Annotated in this window: 16 protein-coding genes, 6 tRNA genes and 1 pseudogene; 4 read left to right on the top strand and 19 right to left on the bottom strand. The window is 44.6% G+C overall.

The genetic code is table 11. The features are described 5' to 3' along the window. Positions 1-28: 28 nt before the first annotated feature. From KGMB01110_RS07255 to KGMB01110_RS07270, 4 genes are all read right to left on the bottom strand, one after another. Positions 29-1,552, bottom strand: coding sequence for an L-threonylcarbamoyladenylate synthase (locus KGMB01110_RS07255; RefSeq protein ID WP_119297925.1), 1,524 nt, complete (start codon positions 1,550-1,552; stop codon positions 29-31). A gap of 36 nt (positions 1,553-1,588) precedes the next feature. After that, positions 1,589-2,287: an N-acetylmuramoyl-L-alanine amidase gene (locus tag KGMB01110_RS07260; protein WP_243112708.1), complete on the bottom strand. Its 699-nt coding sequence runs from the start codon at positions 2,285-2,287 to the stop codon at positions 1,589-1,591. Between the two features lie 64 nt (positions 2,288-2,351). Then, entirely contained in the window at positions 2,352-4,190 is a 1,839-nt protein-coding gene (locus tag KGMB01110_RS07265) for a glycosyl hydrolase family 18 protein (RefSeq protein ID WP_119297926.1), read from the bottom strand. Between the two features lie 85 nt (positions 4,191-4,275). Beyond that, on the bottom strand, positions 4,276-4,494 hold the full coding sequence (locus tag KGMB01110_RS07270) for a hypothetical protein (RefSeq protein ID WP_117604175.1): 219 nt from the start codon (positions 4,492-4,494) through the stop codon (positions 4,276-4,278). Positions 4,495-4,936: 442 nt separating this feature from the next. On the opposite strand from KGMB01110_RS07270, the gene KGMB01110_RS07275 reads away from it, so the two are divergent. Next, complete coding sequence (locus KGMB01110_RS07275) at positions 4,937-5,692, top strand: adaptor protein MecA (protein WP_119297927.1); 756 nt, start codon at positions 4,937-4,939, stop codon at positions 5,690-5,692. 408 nt (positions 5,693-6,100) lie between these two features. Here KGMB01110_RS07275 and KGMB01110_RS07280 read toward each other — a convergent pair whose 3' ends face one another. Further along, positions 6,101-6,304, bottom strand: coding sequence for a DUF1858 domain-containing protein (locus tag KGMB01110_RS07280; RefSeq protein ID WP_117604145.1), 204 nt, complete (start codon positions 6,302-6,304; stop codon positions 6,101-6,103). Between the two features lie 424 nt (positions 6,305-6,728). Beyond that, entirely contained in the window at positions 6,729-7,820 is a 1,092-nt protein-coding gene (locus KGMB01110_RS07285; RefSeq protein WP_117888716.1) for a C40 family peptidase, read from the bottom strand. A gap of 519 nt (positions 7,821-8,339) precedes the next feature. Here KGMB01110_RS07285 and KGMB01110_RS07290 point away from each other — a divergent pair. From KGMB01110_RS07290 to rbr, 3 genes are read left to right on the top strand one after another with little or no spacing between them, the layout of a single operon-like run. Further along, the gene (locus tag KGMB01110_RS07290; RefSeq protein ID WP_117604143.1) at positions 8,340-8,747 is read left to right on the top strand and encodes a Fur family transcriptional regulator; all 408 of its coding nucleotides are present in this window, start codon (positions 8,340-8,342) and stop codon (positions 8,745-8,747) included. 39 nt (positions 8,748-8,786) lie between these two features. Then, the gene (locus tag KGMB01110_RS07295) at positions 8,787-9,329 is read left to right on the top strand and encodes an NADH peroxidase (protein WP_117604142.1); all 543 of its coding nucleotides are present in this window, start codon (positions 8,787-8,789) and stop codon (positions 9,327-9,329) included. A gap of 53 nt (positions 9,330-9,382) precedes the next feature. After that, the gene (gene rbr / locus KGMB01110_RS07300) at positions 9,383-9,919 is read left to right on the top strand and encodes a rubrerythrin (RefSeq protein ID WP_119297928.1); all 537 of its coding nucleotides are present in this window, start codon (positions 9,383-9,385) and stop codon (positions 9,917-9,919) included. Between the two features lie 179 nt (positions 9,920-10,098). On the opposite strand, the pseudogene KGMB01110_RS07305 reads toward rbr, so the two are convergent. The 13 genes and pseudogenes from KGMB01110_RS07305 to KGMB01110_RS07365 form a co-directional block, all read right to left on the bottom strand. After that, positions 10,099-10,332: pseudogene (locus KGMB01110_RS07305) on the bottom strand (GIY-YIG nuclease family protein); the annotation flags it as partial. Positions 10,333-10,438: 106 nt separating this feature from the next. Next, positions 10,439-11,167, bottom strand: coding sequence for a M23 family metallopeptidase (locus KGMB01110_RS07310; RefSeq protein ID WP_119297930.1), 729 nt, complete (start codon positions 11,165-11,167; stop codon positions 10,439-10,441). Between the two features lie 63 nt (positions 11,168-11,230). Beyond that, positions 11,231-12,214 (bottom strand): SpoIID/LytB domain-containing protein, encoded by a 984-nt coding sequence (locus KGMB01110_RS07315; protein ID WP_170141700.1) that lies wholly within the window; start codon positions 12,212-12,214, stop codon positions 11,231-11,233. A gap of 82 nt (positions 12,215-12,296) precedes the next feature. After that, positions 12,297-13,112: a hypothetical protein gene (locus KGMB01110_RS07320; RefSeq protein WP_119297932.1), complete on the bottom strand. Its 816-nt coding sequence runs from the start codon at positions 13,110-13,112 to the stop codon at positions 12,297-12,299. A 10-nt stretch (positions 13,113-13,122) separates the two neighbouring features. After that, on the bottom strand, positions 13,123-15,594 hold the full coding sequence (locus KGMB01110_RS07325) for a glycogen/starch/alpha-glucan phosphorylase (RefSeq protein WP_119297933.1): 2,472 nt from the start codon (positions 15,592-15,594) through the stop codon (positions 13,123-13,125). A gap of 1 nt (position 15,595) precedes the next feature. Then, entirely contained in the window at positions 15,596-18,748 is a 3,153-nt protein-coding gene (ileS, locus tag KGMB01110_RS07330) for an isoleucine--tRNA ligase (protein ID WP_119297934.1), read from the bottom strand. Between the two features lie 393 nt (positions 18,749-19,141). After that, the gene (locus KGMB01110_RS07335; RefSeq protein WP_243112710.1) at positions 19,142-20,554 is read right to left on the bottom strand and encodes a D-alanyl-D-alanine carboxypeptidase family protein; all 1,413 of its coding nucleotides are present in this window, start codon (positions 20,552-20,554) and stop codon (positions 19,142-19,144) included. Between the two features lie 430 nt (positions 20,555-20,984). Further along, positions 20,985-21,057 (bottom strand) — tRNA-Phe (locus KGMB01110_RS07340). Positions 21,058-21,080: 23 nt separating this feature from the next. Then, positions 21,081-21,154 (bottom strand) — tRNA-Met (locus KGMB01110_RS07345). 13 nt (positions 21,155-21,167) lie between these two features. Continuing rightward, positions 21,168-21,240 (bottom strand) — tRNA-Thr (locus tag KGMB01110_RS07350). Between the two features lie 27 nt (positions 21,241-21,267). Continuing rightward, positions 21,268-21,349, bottom strand: a tRNA-Tyr gene (locus KGMB01110_RS07355). 6 nt (positions 21,350-21,355) lie between these two features. Next, positions 21,356-21,428 (bottom strand) — tRNA-Val (locus KGMB01110_RS07360). A 4-nt stretch (positions 21,429-21,432) separates the two neighbouring features. Beyond that, a tRNA-Asp gene (locus tag KGMB01110_RS07365) sits at positions 21,433-21,506 on the bottom strand. Positions 21,507-21,568 lie beyond the last annotated feature (62 nt).

The following is a 21,568-nucleotide window of genomic DNA, read 5'->3' on the forward strand; positions in this document are numbered from 1 at the left end:
TTTATCTTTCAGAAATGTATCTGTGATCTCAATTCTTATCCATCTCATTCAGTTTTACAGTCAACTTTTGAATTGCTTCAAAAATTTTATCATAACATTTTCCATATTCTACCAAAGGTTGTCCCACCGGCTGATCATAAGATTCTTCCTCGCGGCCGATAAATTCTCCCAGAGTATACAGATTCTGCCAGATTCCATGTACGCTTTGCAGCTTCTTCTTCTGCGACTCGTCCATGGTCAGGATCAGTGTATCCTCCTCCACTTCTTCCGGGTCGAATAACTGAGCCTTATATTCCGCCATACTGTGCTTGTGCGCCACCATGACCGCTTCCGCTTTCTGGTTCACCGGTTCCGGGAACAATACAACCAACCCTCTGGAACAAATGTCGTATTCCCGCTCCAGATCCTGATGTCTTAAGATCTCAGCCGCCATCGGTCCGCAACACACATCTTCCCCGCTTACGAACAGAATCTGATGAAAGGTCTGCTGCTTCAAAATCTCTTTTGCCGACAGACGTTTGTGACCGGCTGCTTTTTCCAGACGGTTCATGATCGCACTTCCGATTCCTTCTGCCGCCACGGACTCACTGTATATCAGAGAAATCTCTTCCTCGTCAAATTCCCGCAACACCGCATACAGATTTCTTGCGATAGATTTTTCGTTATTTCTGGATCCGATCACCTTTACCAGACCATAGTGGTATGCTTCCGCAGATTCAGTCGTCGCGATCACGCCTGTTTTTTCTCCCTTTCTCACCTGTTCATAGACCAGTTGCCGGATTGCCTTCGTCTCTTCTTCCGGTTCCCCCTCTACAATGATCAGGTCTGCTTTCGGCGCATAGTGACGGTATTTCATTCCCGGAGCTTTCGGTGCCTGATGGCTGTCTGCGCTGAGGATCGTACGATCCACATCTACCTCGCCGATCTCCTGTTCCAACATCTCTTTCGTAATAGCTCCCGGTCGCAGGATCATCGGTGGTTCTACGGTCATATCTACGATCGTCGATTCCAGACCGATCTCCACACTGCCTCCGTCCAGGATCATCTCAATCTTTCCATTCAGATCATCGGCTACATGCTCCGCCTTCGTCGGACTTGGTCTTCCCGATGTATTCGCACTTGGTGCTGAGATATATCCACCTCCGGCACGGATCAGTTCCATAGCAATCAAATTGGACGGCATCCGCACTGCCACCGTCTCCAGTCCTCCGGTGGTCTCATATGGTACAATCTCACTCTTTTCAAAAATCATCGTCAACGGTCCCGGCCAGAACGCATTTGCCAGCGTCTCTGTCTTTGGCGGAATTTCTTTTACGATCTTCTCCAGTGCCCCATACTCCGCAATATGCACGATCAGAGGATTGTCGGAAGGTCTTCCTTTTGCCGCATAAGTCTTTTCCGAAGCCTTCGGATCCAGGGCATTTGCACCCAATCCATAAACCGTCTCTGTCGGAAACGCGACCAGACCTCCTTCTTTTAGAATCTCTCCAGCCTCATTCAGAATGGTTTCGTTTATTTTGTTTTGGTCTATTTTTTCTATTTTTGTTTTCATGAAATTTATTATAACACTATCCGTTCTAAAAAAAAACTAATTTTCCCCTTTTCCAAAGTAGTTTAAAATCCCTTTTGTCACCGCTTCTGCGACCTGATCCTGATAGTTTTCCGAAGACAGTTTCTCCGCCTCATCCGGATTACTCAAAAAGCCGCACTCCACAATAATTACAGGCACTTCTGTCTTTTTCAACAGATAATACGTCTGGTTTTCCTTTGCCTGGCGGTGATTCGTTTCATCCAGTGTATACAAACTGGTCTGCATCAGTTCTGCCACCTTTTTTCCCTCTGTGGATGCCGTATGGTAAAACACCTGCGCCCCTTTCACCCGTTCGTCCGTATAACTATTTTGATGAATACTGACCACCAGATCCGGCCGGGTCTCATTGATCAGTCGCACCCGCTCTTTCAGATCCTTTACGTTATCCTCTGCCAGTCCGTTTTCATCCTCTCGCGTAAGGATCACCTGAATCTTTCCCTGCTTTTCCTTTTCCAGTTGTTCCTGAATCTTTCGGACGATCTGCAGGTTAATATCCCGCTCGATTTCTCTGTGAACGCCGATTTTTCCTCCGTCCTGCCCGCCGTGCCCTGCATCCAGGACCAGACAGTATTCACCCTCCTGTTCCCTCTGATGCAATACGGCGCTGCTCAATACCACATGACTTAATTTCTGGCTTCCCCAGATGATTGCTCCCAGAAAAAGGATTCCCAGGATCCATCCCGCTTTTTTACGCAAAAAGACCCTCCGCCCACTTTCATTCTTTAAATGATATGCCGCCGGAGAGTCTTTTATGACAGGCTTAATTTACATATTTCAAAATAAGATCCCAGATATCTGATGTCTCATAGCCCAGTCGCCATTCTGCGACTCCGGCCAGTTTCTGATCATGGATCAGCTTCATCTTTTCTTCGATCGAAGCTGCATCCTCCAGCCAGATCTTATCCGTTCCTTCGTCTGTTTCCCATTCTGCATAATTCTGCCGGGTACTCTTGTCCCAAGTCGCTGTGGCTCCTGCTTTGGAAATCGCATCCTGAGCATCTGCCATTCCCAGTGCCTGACTGGTGAAATCACCGCTGCTCTTCTCGGTCCACAGTCTGGTGTAAAATGGAATTCCCACAATCAGTTTATCCTTCGATACATTTTCCAGCATCTTCTCGATTCCGTCTTTTACGTATCCGTAAGAAGATACCGAACCGGTTTCTTCTGAATTGTTCGTGTGCTCATCATATCCCATTAATACCACATAATCTGCAACGATCCCCTGCTCTTTTATATTATAGTGCGCATTGTAGGACATCGGTACATAATTATCCACAGAAAATACCAGCCCGTTCTGGCGGCATTTTACGCCCAGTTCCCTTACAAACTGTACATAATGTTCCCCACATTCCGTAGAGATCAGCTCGAAATCCAGATTGATTCCATCCACCCCTGTCTGCAGGGCATCCGCAATCACCTGATTGATCAGTTTGGTTCGTTTTGATGTATAACTCAGCACCTGGTAGACCTGATCTGCCGAGTCCACACCGCCCTGGAAATCTCTTAACACTGCCCAGACTTCCATGTTGGACTGATGGGCATAATTTACATAATCTGCACTGGAAATAGATTTCAGATTACCATCGGTATCTGCAATGTTATACCAGGTCGGTGCCAGTGTTGTCACACCCTTTGTTCCCGCGATCAACTGCAGCACAGAGTTGTTGGCGATCGTATTGGTTACATTGTTCCATGCCATATTGATCGTGTAATCTTTGGAAATGCTGGTATATTCCGGTTCCTGATACTCATCATTGGTAAGTTCCGTTGTCTTTTCATTTTTCAGGCGATTCGCCTTCACGTATCCGATCATTCCATCACTGGTACGGACTTTTTTCCAATCATCGAGTTTCTCCAGAACCGTGACTTTCTCGTCTGCTTTCAGATCACGCAGCACCGGACTTTTGACCCCAGCCAGCCTCCGGACCTGTGTGTCTTTTTTGATTTCTGCCTGTTTTGTCTTTCCCCACTGACTTACGATCATCACACGGGTCGGATCCTCATACTGTGCATACTGGATGTCCGCATATTCTTTGATAAACGGCAATGCAATATACGCTGTCTGTCCCTCCGTCTTTACGATCGTGCAGTCTGCGGTCTTCTTTTCATTGACTTCTGTATAAGTACTCTCTCCTACCTGTACGGACACATTGCCGTTTGGCAGGGTATATAAAAGAACATTTTCATTGGAATCCCAGTAAAATCTGTCACTGATATTATCCCTCAGGACAGTATATTCGATATACGGTACGTTATCGATCACTTTGCCACCGGCACCAAGCAGTTGATTATCCAACACGACTGCCAGATCATCGTCGTTGCTTACCCCATAATATTCTTTCAGATCTGCCTTTTCTTTTGATGGGCTGTACCTGATCCACAAAATTGCACCAACGATTGCTGCAAGCACCAGCAACACCAGTAAAAATCCCAGTATCCTGCGGTTTCTTTTTCTTCTGCGCGCTCTGCTGCTTCTCGGCATATTTCCACGCGTCCTCCGGAGCTGATCCGGTGTCTTCCCGCGTTCCGGTCTTCTTCTCGTACCCGGCTGACTGCCAGCAGGTCTGACACGCTTTCTTGTCCTTGTGTTTTCGCTCATGTCTACCTCCTATTATCAGCCCTATTATACCATAATTTACCTGTCCGTCATCAATTATTTTCTCCTTCCGACGCGGGGAACGCGCTCACTCTTCTGTGATATTGTGAAAGGACAGTTCCTCGATATTTCCACTGGGATCCAGTACATAATCTCTCATGTAACACCCCTGCTCTTTTACCATATATGCAGCAACAACCTGCATCGGACTTACACGACTCCCCTCCAGTTTGATCGGTACCCCTTTCTTTTCAAAATCTTCCAGTTCCTGATACAGCTCCTGCATCTGAAGATTCTGTGGTTCCATATTCATTCCTCCCTTTCTTCCCCCGGACCTGCGCACACAGATTCTTTTTCTGTCCATAAGGTTTGTGATGTACCGTTTCGTGATGTACCGAAATGTATCCGATGTGTCCGCAGCAAAGAAGACAGTTTGATCCTGTTTTATCTTTTATTTATCTAGGTGATGTTTGGTCTTATGAATCAAGACGTAAGAAATTTGCTGAACTACTAGAAAAAATAGATATGTTTTCAGACATGATATTACGACTCATGCGTTGACGTGTTGCTTCCTCCTTTCCCAGACTTTGCGTCGGGGGAACTTCCGTCTTCTTGTATCTGACATTATATCCTGTTATAAAGTTTTTTCAAGTATTTTTTATTTTGCTTTACATATTTTCTGTTTTTGTTTATACTAATAGTGAGGAAGTCTAATTTAGAACTCATATTTAAAAAAAGGATGTGATTTTATGAAAATAGAAAAACTGAACGATAATCAGATCCGGTGTACTTTGACTCCTGCTGACCTGGCAGATCGTCATTTAAAATTGAGTGAACTCGCTTATGGCACCGAAAAAGCCAAAGCTCTCTTCCGGGATATGATGCAACAGGCATCTTTTGATTTTGGATTTGAGGCGGATGATCTTCCGCTTATGATAGAAGCAATTCCCGCATCTTCCGATTCCCTGGTACTGATCATCACCAAGGTAGAAGATCCCGAAGAGCTGGACACTCGATTCTCCCGGTTCACCTCTCTGGCCGATACCGAAACACCTGTCACAGATGTTTTTGACAAGTTAGAAGGAGCCGATGAATTTATGAACCTGTTAGGACGTGTCAAAGAAGCCGTAGCGGATTCTCATGCCGCTGCCCAGAAAGCACAGGAAATAAAAGAACATGAGGAAGCCGAGTCCAAATCTTCCGATTCCAAATCGCCGCTTCGTCTGTTCTCCTTTGCCAATATTGACAGCGTGATCCGTGCTGCTCATATGCTTGCTCCATTTTTCAAAGGAGAGAGCATCCTTTATAAGGATCCGGCAAATGATGTCTATATTATGGCGTTGATCCAGTCGCAGCTTACCCATGCAGATTTCAACAGAGTTTGCAATATGCTGGCAGAATACAGCACCGCCGAAAAAGCAACCGGCACAGCGATGGCATATCTGGAAGAACATTGCGAAACAATCGTTCCTTCTCATACCATCGAGAATCTTGCGACTGTATAATTTCCATATCAGCAAATGTTGTATTTTCAAAGTTTCCGCTCCCATTCCTCAGGATGCGGAAACTTTTTTATGTTCCCGGTGCATTCCTTGTGCCATGGTTTCAGGTTTATAGGTGAAAAACATTATCCTCCCGCCAAAGGTTGCAACGAGAACCGCTTGCGCTTGCCTTCGCCCCATAGAAACATCCTTCGAGCAATGCTAACGCTTGCTCTCAGAAAGTACCGGAGCTTCGGATGTTCCCTTATGCATTCCTTTGGCGGGAGTTAAAGTTGTATTCCTATAACTCGATAGATAGTCGTATGCTTGGCAAATCAAAAAAGAGGGAAGAATCAGAATCGATAATAAAAAAGCAGCCCCGTACTGTACGCATGGGACTGCATTTTACATTCTGCTTTATTTTCGCTTCTATTATTTATTTGCAGCGATATGAGCATTGATCTTTTCTACCAGAAGATCAGCGTCAATTCCGTGAACCATCGCAGCTTCTCCAATAGATTCCATCTGTGAAGACGGGCATCCGAGACAGTGCATTCCGATTTCCATCAGGATCGGTGCTACCTCCGGATTTGTCTGAAGTAATTCTCCGATTGTTGTATTCTTAGAAATTGCCATTTCTTTACCTCCTTTATCATTCAGTCTCAATCATTATAATCCCATCAGAATAATTAATCAACCTCTTTCTGTTTGAATTGTTCATACATTTTACTTATTAATTTGACTACTTAAAAGTCAACATTTTTTCTGCTTTTTTTCGACAGGAATCTAATTTCATAATATTTCAACAAAACGTCCGTTCTTTTTTTCACATATAGTAATCCCCCAAAAACACATGTTTCCCTGTGGATAATGTGGATAACTTTTTAAAACCAACCAGTTTTCCACGATTTTTCAGTTTTTTTGTGTGGATAAGTTGAAAACTCCTGTTTTACAAATTTCCCCTGAATTTTACATTTTTGTACATTTTGTCTAATCTGTTTTTTCCTCAAAAAGAAAACGACAAATTCAGTTTGAGAATTTGCCGTTTTTTATATTAGTCTCAGAACATTCTGCGGATTGTAATGATGTTTGTGTAGGTTGCATTGCTGATTCCGATCCCGTGAGCCTCATCAATGGCATTGACGATCGTTCCGTCTCCCATATAAAGACCGACATGACCATCGTAACACATGATGTCCCCCGGCATCGCATTTTCATAACTTACTTCATAACCCGCGCTTCGCATTTCCGCGGAAGTTCTCGGAAGAGAAATGCCAAAATTCTGATAAACCGCCTGCACGAATCCGGAGCAGTCCGCACCATTTGTCAGACTGGTTCCTCCCCAGACATAGGGATTGCCGATAAACTGACAGGCATAATCGATCACAGCCTGTCCGCTGCTTCTCACCTGGGCCGCTTCCAAAGCTCTCTGTGCTTCTGCCTGTGCAGCCGCTTCCTCTGCTGCTTTCTGCGCCTCTTCTGCCGCAATTCTTGCCTGTTCTTCTTCCCTGGATTCCGCATAGGTAAATGAATCCGTAACCGTTACATACTCTCCGGATACCCAGCCATCCGTCTCGCCTGCACGGATCGGATACCAGCCATCTACAGCCTCACCCGTCACCTGATATGTCTGATCTTTCGTAATCTGTGTCAGGATCTCATATTCTGTTCCCTGTCCACTTCGCACATTCAGCACGTAGGCTGTAACCGTCGCCTGCTTCTGTGCCGCCTGTAATGCATACTCTTTGGCTGCCCCGCCGGTGTAGAGCTGATCTGTCAGAACATATCCTTCCACCGATCCGGACCGGATCAATGTATAGTCTCCCTCCGTTCCAACTGCTGTCGCTGCCCCATCTTTGTACAGCTTACCAAGCCATTCACTGTCTTCGTCTGGCTCTTTGCGAACATAAAGGAAATCCTCTACATTCGCAAAAACCATATTTGAATACTCCTCTTGTTCTGTCGGTACTAAATATAATTCGATCGGATGCTGCCAATCTGACTGATAGCACTCGGCCAGTACCGACTCAATTCCTGCGATCGGCAAGGTGTCATTCTCTTTCGCCTGCGCCGTAATCGCACTCCCCGGAATCATGATCGTTCCTGCCAATGCTGAAATGATCATTCTCTTTGTTACAGTTGCTGTCTTCATATAAAACCTCCTTACTGCATGTTTATCTTTTGTAGGAAGCTTTAAATGTTACAAAAATGTTAAATTTGTTACATTCGCATTATAGCAATTTGATACCCTGTTGTCAACATTACTATGCGTATTTTCCGTTGACAATATACGACTTTATAAAATATTTACGCTCTGTTTATGACATTTTCATGTAACATTTATGTCACATTTTGTATTTTTATCTTGTAAATGCAGGCTATAAGATCTTCTCCCGCAAAATGCTTTCCGGTCAAACCGCTTCTTTCTTCTCGTGCAAAACGCTTTCCAGCCGAACCTCTCGTTTCCTTCTTTAACCCCCTTCATCTCTAAGCGCTTCCGGAAAACACTTTCTATATAGAAGCTTCTATTGCTCAAATACTCTTTCTCGCTCGACTTCCGTCCATATATATTTTCTCAAAAAATTTCAAATAATATATTGACAATTCCTGAAAGATAGTATACATTAGTATCAGTAACAATTACTATTATTGATTTTGAAAGGATGATCTTATGGCAGCTCTTAAATACAGCCGACAGCGGGAATCTATTAAAAAATATCTCGCATCCACAACTGAACATCCCACAGCAGATATGGTTTATCTTCATATTAAAGAAGAATTTCCGAACATCAGTCTCGGAACGGTTTACCGGAACCTGAATCTTCTGTCTGATATTGGGGAAGCTATTAAGATCACAACTCCAGACGGCGGAGATCGATTCGACGGAAACGTTGCCCCTCATAATCATTTTTATTGCGAGGGTTGCAGACGCGTCCTGGATCTGAAGATGGATATGGGTCCACTGAAAGAACTGAACGCCTCCGCTCAACAGACATTTGATGGACTTATCGAAAGCAGCTCCGTTCTGTTTTTCGGGAAATGTCAGAACTGTCTGAAGCACCCTTCTGAAAATCAATAACAAGCGAAATCAACATTATAAGAAAAAGGAGAATTTATCATGAAAAAATTTGTATGTACTGTATGCGGTTATGTTTACGAAGGAACTGAAGCTCCGGAGGTCTGTCCGGTATGTAAGGCACCTGCTGAGAAGTTTAAAGAGCAGACAGGTGACAGAGAGTGGGCTGCTGAGCACGTTGTTGGTGTAGCTCAGGGTGTCAGCGAAGATATCCTTGCAGACTTAAGAGCAAACTTCGAAGGAGAGTGTTCCGAAGTTGGAATGTATCTTGCAATGGCACGTGTTGCTCACAGAGAAGGTTATCCGGAGATCGGACTGTACTGGGAAAAAGCTGCTTATGAAGAAGCGGAACATGCTGCAAAATTCGCTGAACTGCTTGGTGAAGTAGTAACAGACAGCACAAAGAAGAACCTTGAAATGAGAGTTGACGCTGAAAACGGTGCAACTGCTGGTAAATTTGATCTTGCAAAACGTGCAAAAGCTGCAAATCTGGATGCAATTCACGATACTGTTCACGAAATGGCTCGTGACGAGGCAAGACACGGAAAAGCATTCGAAGGACTCCTTAAGAGATACTTCGGCTAATCCTTATTCTTATCGTATAAGTCAGATACTATTTCCAGAAGGAGGGAATCATTATGTCAAAATATGCCGGAACTAAAACAGAAAAGAACTTAATGGACGCCTTTGCCGGTGAATCTCAGGCAAGAAATAAATATACCTATTACGCATCTGCTGCCAAAAAGGCCGGATTCGTTCAGATGGCAAATATTTTTGAGGAAACCGCTGCCCAGGAAAAAGAGCACGCAAAAATGTGGTTCAAAGAATTCCATGGGATTGGTACCGTAGAAGAGAACCTGGTAGACGCTGCTGCCGGTGAGAATTTCGAATGGACCGATATGTACGATCGTATGGCAAAAGAGGCAGACGAAGAAGGATTCCATGAACTGGCTGAGAAATTCCGTGGTGTTGCTGCCGTGGAAGCTGCTCATGAGGCAAGATATAATCGCCTTCTGGAACATTTCAAATCCGGTGAGACTTTCAAAGGTGACGCTCCACTCGGTTGGAAATGCGGAAACTGCGGATATATTTACGAAGGAGAAGAAGCTCCGGAAGTATGTCCGGTATGTGCTCATCCGAAAGCATATTTCGAAAGAAAAGTGGAAAATTATTAAAAAGGGCCTGTCCCTTTTTAATAAAAAACCTCAATGGGGCCTGTCCCCATTGAGGTTTTTTTTGCCGTTTTTCATTTTGCCCTGTCCCTTTTGGGGCACTTTTTCAAGACTTCACAGCTATTTTTTTCGCTTTTCCTACTTTTCCTCCCTGTTTTCTTTTCACTTTCTTTCAATTTTCTCTCTATCAGTTCCATTTTTTTCTTTCTCGAAAACCGTTTGATGGCATATTCCCGCCGCATCGCTTCTTCCTTCGTATCAAAACTTTCCTGATATACCAGCGTCACCGGCCTTCTCGATTTCGTATATTTCGCTCCTTTTCCTTCGTTATGCGCACGAAGCCGTTTCTCCAGATTATTTGTCCATCCTGTGTAGAGCGTTCCGTCCTTGCACTCCACGATATATGTATAATTCATCTTCTACATTCCTTCATGCACCAATCACCGGAAATGCCATCCGGCATCTTCCGGGATTGTATGCGGTCATCATTTTCTCAGGCAACAACGCTATTTTAACATATTTTTACTGTTCCATGAAGTCCATTGGATTTACCGGATTTCCATCTTTTTCCATCTCAAAATAAAGGTTCACACCCTCTACACTGTAATACTTAGTCGGCTGACTCAGATACCCGATCAGATCTCCTGTGCTCACATACTGCCCTTCCGCAACAGAAAGATCTTTCAACTCGCCGTAAGATGCGCTGTATCCATTTCCCAGATCCATTGTAACCATGGTTCCAGTCTGCGCCGACTGCTCAATTCCTGTAATCAATCCCTCCGCAGACGCATAGATCGGCTCTCCCTCCTGTCCGCCTATAATCAGCGCCGGGTTATACCGATACTGATCTAATGTAGGAAAATATGTGGTCTTGTCCATACTGTAATTAATCAGAACGCTGCCGCTTGCCGGCCATTCAATCAGGCTGTTTTCCGAAAACGACAGCGTTCTTGCTCTCTCAGACTGGGTTGCCTGAAGTTCTCCGCTCTGATCCGCTGCTTCCTCCTGTGTTTCCTCCGTCTGACCCTCTCCGCTATTTCCCTGCGTTTCTGTCTTTTCTTCCGGCAAAAGAATGTCTTCCGTATTTGCCTGCTGGCTTTCTTCCAGTTTTGCCTGTTGTTCCTGAATCTTTTTCTGGCTGTTCCTGATCGACCCGATTCCGGTCCATACGATCACTGCCACAAAACAAATCCCGATTCCTGCTGTCCATGCTCTTTTTCTTATATTTGCTGGCCCTTTGTCTTGATTCATATTCATCACCTCTGGTACTATTTTTGCCAGAAAACAAAGGCCTTATTCTATCCTTATCGCTTTTTACTCTTTTTTCTGCGGTAGATCGCAAATCTCTTCTTTTTCTTCAATCTTGGTTCCCTCAAAAAAATAATTTAAAATCTCTTCGCAGCTTTTTCCCTCTTTCGCCATTTCCTGCGCCGTCCACTGACTCAATCCCAGGCCATGTCCATTCCCCATCGTTACAATCTTTAAACGGTCCTCTTCCCCCTTCTGAAATTCGAATGCACTGGACGCCAACCCTAAAAAATTGCGAAACTGCTCCCCGCTCATGGAAGTTCCGCATATCTTCACCCGACGAACATATCCGCTTTCTTCCTTTTCTTCTATTATAAAATCCTCATACTGCAATTTTCTCTCTGCCTCTTCTTTTGGCACTGCCTCCAGAATCGTCTGGCACTTTTTTCGGACTTCAGCATAAGACATCTCGTAAAGATGCATCTCCTGTGTCGCTTCCTTATCAAGCGGACATTCCCTCGAAACCAGATAAGGTGCCTCTTCTGTCCCAAAGAGTTCCGCTCCATCCTTTGTCTGTCCGCTGCTTGACTGATGAAAGGGAGTCCTCGCATAAGTTCCCTGATAAATTAAGACCTGCCCCTTTGTTTCCCGGATTGCTTTTTCCAGTCTCCATTTCCACTCCTGCGTATAAATGCCCCACTTTTCTTTCAGCTTTTTTTCCGTCCAATAAGGCGTGGTAAACACCCCTGTCTCACTCTCTTCCCATTCCCTGCAAAGTGCAGTTCGAAGTAAGATTGTCTGCGCTTTCAACGCCTCCGGTTCCATTTTCCCAGGAAGCTCCTGCGCCAGTACTCCCATCATATAATCTGTCCACAAAACTTCCTTTGATTCTCCATCCGCCTGATATTTTATATAAGAATTCCCGCGCTCCCCCAGTACACTTCCGTCTTTCCCCTGAAAGAAAATGGTCACGATATACGGAAGTAAAATCAAAATACAGAAAAAAGAAAATCCTATTTTCAGCATTTGCCTGAATTTCTGATGCCACATAAAAAGATCCTCCATAGAATATTCTATGAAGGATCTCACATTTCCATGTTCTTTTATTTTCTAACATATCTGACCGGTTCCTCTACTCTTCGCCTGCTGAATCAGATAACTCTTCGGTTGCAGATTCCACGACTTCCGATGCTTCAGCAGATTGCTGCTCCTCTTCCAAAATCAGTTTCGGAATCGACTCCGTACTCACATCAGATGGTGTTCCGGGCAAATTCGCTGACGTCTCCGCCTCTGCATCCTCTGACTGCTCCGGACTTCCCGAACCTTCCCCATCCAGATAAGGTTTATTCCTGTAAACCATCAGGCAAATGCTTTCATACAACGGAACCAGGATTCCCAGCAGCGCATGAACAATCGCCAGATTATTGGAAGTAAATCTCCGATAGATCTGATAGTTCACCAGCACTTTCAACGCACTGATCAGTGCCTGATAAGCCAAAATCGCCACTACAAAGAGTACAACAAAAACCCCTATGCCAAATACAGATCCGGTGTAATGGTTCGTATATACAGCTGTGACTACCATTCCAGCGACTGCAACCCAGGTAATCACTGAGATCACCCCAAAGATCACCGTCTTTATGATCGGTATCAAGATCAGCCAGATCCCCGGATCTCGAATCGTCCGTTTACGAAACATGATATCGCCAGATAATTCTCCCTGCAGATACACTCTTGCAAAGGGTACAAATGCCAGCCATGGATAATCCATCCCTGCTCTTTGCGCCATCCGGTACATCGCCAGACCTTTGATCACATATTCTGCCAGTTTCACCAGCAGTACTCCCCCGATAATCACCGCATAGATCATCAGAATCACTCCCAGGACTTCTGTGCTTCCCGTTGCCGGTTCCCCATACATGTAGTCGTAGGAATACGTGTAATCCATAGTATCTCTCCTATTCTTCTTCTGTTGCCGGAACTGTGATCGGATCCAGATGCCAGATCTCGTCTACATATTCCTGAATCGTACGGTCTGACGTAAATTTACCACTGCATGCCGTATTTAACAGAGCCATCTGAGCCCAATGTTTTTTGTCCCGATATGCTTCCTCCACACGTTTCTGCGCATCCGCATAAGAACGAAAATCCTTCAGAATAAAGTACATATCTGCGCGCGGGCTGTCATTGGTGGTCAGCAAAGCATTATACAGGTCTCTGTACATTTCTCTGTCCCCATTTGCATAGGTTCCGTCTACCAGCTGATCCACCACCTGACGAATCTCGACATCACTGTTGTAAATATCCATCGGATTATAGCCGCCTTCGTTTTCATAGCGGATGACTTCATCTGATCTCAGACCGAAGATAAATGCATTTTCTTCTCCAACTTCTTCCACGATCTCAATATTTGCTCCATCCATCGTTCCTAATGTCGGCGCACCATTTAACATAAATTTCATGTTACCGGTACCACTGGCCTCTTTGGAAGCGGTAGAAATCTGCTCGCTCACATCTGCTGCTGCAAAGATCAGCTCTGCATTTGATACGCGGTAATCTTCGATAAATACCACCTTGATCTTTCCGTTGATGCTGCGGTCATTGTTTACCACATCTGCTACGGAATTGATCAGCTTAATGGTTTCCTTTGCTCTCTTATAACCTGCTGCCGCTTTCGCTCCGAAAATAAAGGTTCTCGGGTAAAATGCGATCTCCGGATGCTGTTTCATCTGATTATACAGATACATCACATGCAGAATGTTTAACAACTGTCTCTTGTACTCATGCAGTCTCTTCACCTGTACATCAAAAATAGAGGACGGATCGACTTCAATTCCATTGTGCTCCAGAATATATTTCGCAAGTCTCTCTTTGTTATGATACTTGATCTCCATAAATTCTTCGCAGGCCTTCGGATCCTCTGCCAGTGGTTTTAACCGTCCGATCTGTGCAAGATCTGTGATCCAGCCATCTCCAATGTGAGCAGTTACCCAGTCTGCCAGCAGCGGGTTTCCGTGTAACAGGAATCTTCTCTGTGTGATACCATTTGTCTTGTTGTTAAATTTCTCCGGCATCATCTCATAGAAATCTTTCAGTTCCTGATGTTTCAGGATCTCGGTATGCAGTCTTGCCACACCGTTGACAGAATAACCTGCAATAATTGCCATTCTCGCCATGTGTACCTGACCATCGTAAAGAATTGCCATCTTGCGAACTTTGTCTTCATTGCCCGGATACTGCGCACGTACCTGTTCTACGAACCGGCGGTCGATTTCCTGCACGATCTGATAAATACGCGGAAGCAGTCTGGAGAACAGGTCGATCGGCCATTTTTCCAGGGCTTCTGCCATGATGGTATGGTTGGTGTAGGCACAGGTCTTTGTGGTAACTTCCCATGCTTCTTCCCAGTTCATGCCCTCTTCATCGATCAGGATCCGCATCAGTTCCGGTACGGAAACGGTCGGGTGGGTATCATTCATCTGGATAACAACCTTTTCATATAACTTGTGCAGATCGTTTCCATTTTCTTTTTTATACTTTGCGATCATAGCCTGCAAGCTTGCAGATACAAAGAAATACTGCTGTTTCAGACGCAGTTCTTTTCCTGCATAGTGATTATCATTCGGATAAAGAACCTCTACGATCGTCTTTGCCAGGTTTTCCTGCTCCACTGCCTTGTGATAATCTCCACGGTCAAAGGAGTCCAGACTGAAATCTGTGATTGCCTGTGCATCCCAGATACGTAATGTATTTACCACATGGTTGCCATAGCCAATGATCGGCATATCATACGGAATTGCCAGAACGGATTCATAATTTTCCTGAATAAATTTGTCCTTTCCGGTTACCGGATCTTTTTCAAACCGGATGTTTCCGCCAAATCTTACTTCCTTTGCATATTCTTCTCTGCGGACTTCAAACGGATTGCCGTCTTTCAGCCAGTTATCTGGAACTTCCACCTGGTATCCGTTCTCAATCTTCTGTTTAAACATTCCATAGCGATAACGGATTCCGCATCCATATGCCGGATAGCCCAGAGTTGCCAGAGAATCCAGGAAGCAGGCAGCCAGTCTTCCCAGGCCGCCATTTCCCAGTGCTGCATCCGGCTCCTGGTCCTCGATCACATTCAGATCGATTCCCAGTTCGTCCAGAGCCTCTTTTACTTCCTGATATGCCTGCAGATTGATCAGGTTGTTGCCCAGGGCACGACCCATCAAAAACTCCATAGACATATAATAAACAGTTTTTACACCCTTTTTATACTGACGCTGGGTCTCGATCCAGTCGTCCATGATTACATCTTTTGCAGCATAAGATACTGCCTGGAAAATCTGCTGCGGAGTTGCTTCGTCTAATGTCCGGCGAAACAGTCGCTTTACATTTTCCTTTACTTCTTTTTTAAATGTCTCTTTCTCAAATAACTTGTTCATGTTAGCTCTCTTTCTCAACACCCATTGTTACGGATTCTCCGTTGATATTCCATTCTTTGGTATATCCAACCGGTGCCGCATTTTTTACATCCAGTGCAAGGACTTCGCTTCCGATCTGTTCTGCGTGTGCATCGAAAATTTCTTCGGCACATTCACTTCCCTGATAAGTAACATGGATCTTATCTGTCACTTCGAAGCCAGCCTCTTTACGCATAGTCTGAATCTTACTGATCAGTTCGCGGACGAATCCTTCCTTCAGCAATTCTTCACTTAAGTTTGTATCCAGAACAACAGTGATTCCATTGTCATCTTCCGATACATACCCTTCCATCTGTGCGGTATCGATCAGCAGATCTTCTTTGAACAGCGTGATCTCCTGCTCTCCAACTTTCAGTTTCAATGCGCCTGTGCTGTTGACTTCATCCATGGCCGCATTTCCATCCACTGCATCCAGTGCGCTTCGAATACCATTTAACATTTTACCATATTTCGGTCCTACTGTCTTTAACTGCGGTTTAAATGTGTATGAAGTAAACTCCCGAACATCGTCGGTAAATTTAACATTTTTCACATTCAGCTCGTCTCTGACGATATCCTGATAATACTCCGGAAGATCAAATTCAGCCTTCACAAACATCTGACCGATCGGCTGACGGTTCTTGATGTTTGCAGTATTTCTGCAGGCACGTCCCATCACAACCAGCTTCAGGACATTATCCATGTTTGCTTCCAGTGTCTTGTCGATATAGTCCTCTTTTACTTCCGGATAATCACACAGATGAATACTTTCCGGTGCGGATTTGTCCAGGCTTCTTACCAGGTTCTGGTAAATCTGCTCTGTCATGAACGGAATCATCGGTGCAGCAACTTTTGAAACGGTAATAAGTGCGGTATACAATGTCATGTATGCATTGATCTTATCCTGTTCCATTCCCTTTGCCCAGAAACGTCCTCTGCTTCTTCTGACGTACCAGTTACTCATATCATCCACGAAATCCTGAAGTGCTCTTGCAGTCTCCGGAATCCGGTAATTGCTTAAGTTTTCATCTACTGTCTTAACCAGTGTATTCAATTTAGACAGCAGCCATTTATCCATAACGGATAATTTTTCATAATCCAGTGTATACTTGGTTGCGTCGAACTCATCGATGTTCGCATACAGTACGAAGAATGCATAGGTATTCCACAGAGTTCCCATGAATTTTCTCTGGCCTTCCTGTACTGCCTTTCCATGAAAACGGTTCGGCAGCCACGGTGCAGAGTTGCTGTAGAAGTACCAGCGGATTGCATCTGCTCCGTATGTCTGCAGTGCCTCAAACGGATCCACGGCATTTCCTTTGGACTTACTCATCTTCTGTCCGTTTTCATCCTGTACATGTCCCAGAACGATGACGTTCTTATATGGTGCCTTGTTAAAGAGCAGGGTTGAAATTGCCAGCAGGGAGTAGAACCATCCTCTGGTCTGGTCTACCGCCTCGGAAATGAAATCTGCCGGGAACTGCTTCTCAAACAGGTCATGATTTTCAAACGGATAATGATGCTGCGCAAACGGCATGGAACCGGAATCGAACCAGCAGTCGATAACCTCCGGTACACGGTGCATCTCTCCGCCACATTCCGGACACTTGATGGTCACTGCATCAATGTATGGACGGTGCAGTTCGATATCCTCCGGACAGTTATCGGACATGGATTTCAGTTCTTCGATGCTTCCGATGGAATGCATATGTCCACAGCTACATTCCCAGATATTCAGCGGAGTTCCCCAATAACGGTTTCGGCTGATTCCCCAGTCCTGTACATTTTCCAGCCAGTCACCGAAACGTCCTTTTCCGATGCTTTCCGGAATCCAGTTAATAGTATTATTATTTGCGATCAGGTCATCCTTTACTTCTGTCATACGGATGAACCAGGATTCTCTTGCGTAATAGATCAGCGGAGTATCACATCTCCAGCAATGTGGATAGCTATGCTCAAATTTCGGTGCATCGTACAGCAGTCCTCTTGCATCCAGGTCCTTCAATACTTCCGGATCTGCCTTCTTAACGAATAATCCGGCAAATGGAGTCGTCTCACCCATATTACCTTTTTCATCCACTAACTGTACAAACGGAAGGTCATATTTTCTTCCGACTTTCGCATCGTCTTCACCAAATGCAGGTGCGATATGAACCACGCCGGTACCATCTGTCAGTGTAACATAGGTATCGCAGGTTACAAAGAATGCCTTTTTATTCTGCTTTGCAGCACAGTCATATGCACACTGATACAGCGGTTCGTACTCTTTATATTCCAGTTCTTTTCCCTGGTAAGTTTCCAGTACTTCATATGCCGGTTTGCCATCTTCCGCGAGCTTACCAAGTACGGTATCAAGAAGTGCTGATGCCATATAATAGGTATATCCATCCGCGGCCTTTACCTTTGCATATTCCTCTTCCGGATTTACACAAAGACCGATATTGGATGGCAGAGTCCACGGAGTTGTGGTCCATGCCAGAATATAGGCATCTTCGTCTTTCACCTTAAATCTTACGATTGCAGAACGTTCTTTTACATCCTTATAGCCCTGTGCTACTTCCTGAGCAGACAGCGGAGTTCCACAACGCGGGCAATACGGAACGATCTTAAAGCCTTTATACAGAAGCTTCTTGTTCCAGATTTCTTTTAAAGCCCACCACTCGGACTCAATGAAGTTATTATCATAGGTAACATATGGATGTTCCATATCAGCCCAAAAACCAACGGTACCGGAGAAATCTTCCCACATTCCTTTATATTTCCAGACACTTTCCTTACACTTTTTGATAAATGGTTCCAGACCATATTCTTCGATCTGATCCTTTCCATCCAGTCCAAGCATTTTTTCTACTTCCAGCTCTACCGGCAGTCCGTGTGTATCCCATCCGGCCTTTCTCGGAACCTGATATCCTTTCATGGTACGGTATCTCGGAATCATATCCTTGATAACACGGGTCAGCACATGACCGATATGCGGTTTTCCGTTTGCTGTCGGAGGTCCATCATAAAAGGTATATTCCGGACAGCCTTCTTTTTCATCCATACTCTTCTGGAAAATCTCATGATCATCCCAGAACTTTTCCACTTCTTTTTCCCGGTCTACAAATTTCAGATCGGTATCCACTTTCTGATACATAACTTTTCCTCCATCTCTGAAAACTATAAGAAGCATTGTAACAAAACAAAAAAGCTTCCGTCCTGTAAAAGGACGAAAGCCTGTACTTTCGTTATACCACCTGTTACAACGCACCAACATGCGTGTTCCCTTTAACGGCGGAACACCGTCAGAAGTTACTCCATCTCGCTATCTTCTTTTCATAGCCCCTTGTTTCACACTCTGCTGCTCGGGAGTGATATTCGGACTTACATTACCGGCACCGGGATCCCACCATCCCCGGCTCTCTGAAGCTTTCAAACGTAGCCTACTGTCTCCGTCTTCACATTCTCCGTATTATTATAGTAACAAAAAACGATTTCGTCAAGCCCACGATACCTGCAATTTCCCGGTTCCTGTCAGTTATATTACGTTTTATCTTGAACTTTTATTCCTCCGGTTCTTTGTGCTCTTACCAGCTCCTGCTCTTCTGTTCCCCGTGCGGCCATTTCCCGAGTGACTGTTTCTCTTTCGTCTCCTTGCATTTCTGTAGCTTTTCTTTATACTCAGCACCATTGCAAAGATTCCCAAGAGAATCACTGCAAGCCCTCCGATTACCAGAAGCACTTTTGTTTTTAAATCGAATGTTCTTTTCTCACAACGATCATTTTTCACTTTGTGAAGTTTCGGATCCGATTTTCCTGCCATCTTTTTATAATAAGAAGCCTTCAGAACCACCTCCGCTTTTCCTACACACTGCCCTTTATACTGATAGATAGCCTGTGCCTCCCGGTTTTCACCTCCGCTGACCAGCTCATATTCTACACTTACATCTTTCAGGTCCAGATCTTTCGGCAGCACTACATAAGGATTCTCGGTCAGACATTTTTCTACCTTCCGGCTGTCCATTTCATTTTCCAGAGAAACCTTCTTGAAATTCTGGAACACGTACTCGAACATCGCCTTCGTATCTGTATAAACATTTGCCCCATAAGAATGAAGATTCACTGCAACCAACTGCAATTCTCCATTATCCGCAAATGTAACCAGCGTAGTCTTTGCCTGATCCGTAAATCCGGTCTTCCCTCCCACACAATATTCATAATAATACTGATTGTTGGCATAAAGCATCTTATGATTCTGCTGAAAGGTTCTGGCCTCATTTACCAGATTCGTAGGTGGAATGGTATGACTTAAGGACTGTTCGATCGTCCGGAATTCTTCCTGCTGAAAGACCGCTGCTCCAATCAAAGCCATATCATGCGCCGTCGTATAATGCTCCTCATCATGCAGCCCATTTGCATTCATCCAATGAGAATTTGTACATCCTAACTCCTTAGATCGGAGATTCATCTGCTGAATAAAGGTATCATAATCTCCGCCCATCTTCGCGCCAACACTCTCAGCAACCGCATGTGATACCTCGTTTGCCGAAGCCAGCAACACCGCATACAGGGCATCTTCCAGCGTAATTTCTTCTCCTGCACGCATTCCTATATGAGCATCTCCCGGCTCCAGAAAAGAAACACTGTCCTGGGTAAACGTCACCTTATCCGTCAATTCCGCATTTTCCAGTGCAACCAACGTCGTCAGAAGCTTGGTGATACTTGCCGGATAATATTTTCCATCCATATTCTTGGCGTACAGAATCGCTCCGCTGTTCACATCCATCACAACCGCTCCGCCGGCATAGACAGATGGTCCCTGCGGCCAGTTCTTTACTTCATTTGTCTCCGGTGTAATCGCATAAGATTCATTCATCTCTTTCTGTTTCGCTTCCTGTTCCTTCTGCGCCTGCTGTTCCGGTGTCAGCGTCTCCTGCTGTGCTGCCGCTTCTTCTGCATGCACAGTCTGTATGGAATTCCTCGAAAATATAGATTTTCCATTATTTTCGGAATTCCCACTCTCCCATAAGATTCCGATACCTCCTGTATGAAATAGTAGTGCAAACAACAAGATTCCGCTCCATATCTTTGTCCAAAGTTTTTTTCTATTTCTGATTCCGGTTTTATTTTTCATTGATTACTTTTTCCTCATTTATTTTCTATACTGTTTCGCATCTTATTTTACTGTATTTATATTTCATATTCTGTACATATAATAAATAATTAAATACAGCCTGTCTTTATTAACTTATATTTTATCATATGTCTTATAAAATGAAAACTAAACCAAATTCAAAACTCCACGCCTAAAATGAAACTATGAGAAACACTCTTTGTGACATAAATAAAAAGGCTAAATCCATGTCTTTACATGAATTTAGCCAAAAATAAAATGCCCAGAACCGGAATCGAACCAGTGACACGAGGATTTTCAGTCCTCTGCTCTACCAACTGAGCTATCTGGGCATTTAGCACATAAAATGTGCGAGTTGCGGGGGCAGGATTTGAACCTGCGACCTTCGGGTTATGAGCCCGACGAGCTTCCAGACTGCTCCACCCCGCGATATTAAGTTTAAAGCCGATGATCGGACTCGAACCGATAACCTGCTGATTACAAATCAGCTGCTCTGCCAATTGAGCCACATCGGCAAGAATCAAATCTAGCCATTCGGCTAATGGATGGAGAAGGATTCGAACCTTCGAAGGCGTCGCCAACAGATTTACAGTCTGCCCCCTTTGGCCACTCGGGAATCCATCCACGTAGTGGGACCTACAGGGCTCGAACCTGTGACCCTCTGCTTGTAAGGCAGATGCTCTCCCAGCTGAGCTAAGATCCCACAACGACCCAGAAGAGACTCGAACTCTCGACCTCCGCCGTGACAGGGCGGCGCTCTAACCAACTGAGCCACTGGGCCACACAAAACTAATGCTTTGCGTTAGAAGGTATGTACCTTCAAAATCACATACAAAGAACTCT

Source organism: Mediterraneibacter butyricigenes, assembly GCF_003574295.1.
GTDB classification, from domain to species: domain Bacteria; phylum Bacillota; class Clostridia; order Lachnospirales; family Lachnospiraceae; genus Mediterraneibacter_A; species Mediterraneibacter_A butyricigenes.

Bases quoted from the DNA above. Each gene is read 5' to 3' on its own strand.
- KGMB01110_RS07255 (WP_119297925.1), bottom strand. From the start codon at position 1,552: ATGAAAACAAAAATAGAAAAAATAGACCAAAACAAAATAAACGAAACC.
- KGMB01110_RS07265 (WP_119297926.1), bottom strand. From the start codon at position 4,190: ATGAGCGAAAACACAAGGACAAGAAAGCGTGTCAGACCTGCTGGCAGT.
- KGMB01110_RS07270 (WP_117604175.1), bottom strand. From the start codon at position 4,494: ATGGAACCACAGAATCTTCAGATGCAGGAGCTGTATCAGGAACTGGAA.
- KGMB01110_RS07275 (WP_119297927.1), top strand. From the start codon at position 4,937: ATGAAAATAGAAAAACTGAACGATAATCAGATCCGGTGTACTTTGACT.
- KGMB01110_RS07280 (WP_117604145.1), bottom strand. From the start codon at position 6,304: ATGGCAATTTCTAAGAATACAACAATCGGAGAATTACTTCAGACAAAT.
- KGMB01110_RS07285 (WP_117888716.1), bottom strand. From the start codon at position 7,820: ATGAAGACAGCAACTGTAACAAAGAGAATGATCATTTCAGCATTGGCA.
- KGMB01110_RS07290 (WP_117604143.1), top strand. From the start codon at position 8,340: ATGGCAGCTCTTAAATACAGCCGACAGCGGGAATCTATTAAAAAATAT.
- KGMB01110_RS07295 (WP_117604142.1), top strand. From the start codon at position 8,787: ATGAAAAAATTTGTATGTACTGTATGCGGTTATGTTTACGAAGGAACT.
- rbr (WP_119297928.1), top strand. From the start codon at position 9,383: ATGTCAAAATATGCCGGAACTAAAACAGAAAAGAACTTAATGGACGCC.
- KGMB01110_RS07310 (WP_119297930.1), bottom strand. From the start codon at position 11,167: ATGAATCAAGACAAAGGGCCAGCAAATATAAGAAAAAGAGCATGGACA.
- KGMB01110_RS07315 (WP_170141700.1), bottom strand. From the start codon at position 12,214: ATGTGGCATCAGAAATTCAGGCAAATGCTGAAAATAGGATTTTCTTTT.
- KGMB01110_RS07320 (WP_119297932.1), bottom strand. From the start codon at position 13,112: ATGGATTACACGTATTCCTACGACTACATGTATGGGGAACCGGCAACG.
- KGMB01110_RS07325 (WP_119297933.1), bottom strand. From the start codon at position 15,594: ATGAACAAGTTATTTGAGAAAGAGACATTTAAAAAAGAAGTAAAGGAA.
- ileS (WP_119297934.1), bottom strand. From the start codon at position 18,748: ATGTATCAGAAAGTGGATACCGATCTGAAATTTGTAGACCGGGAAAAA.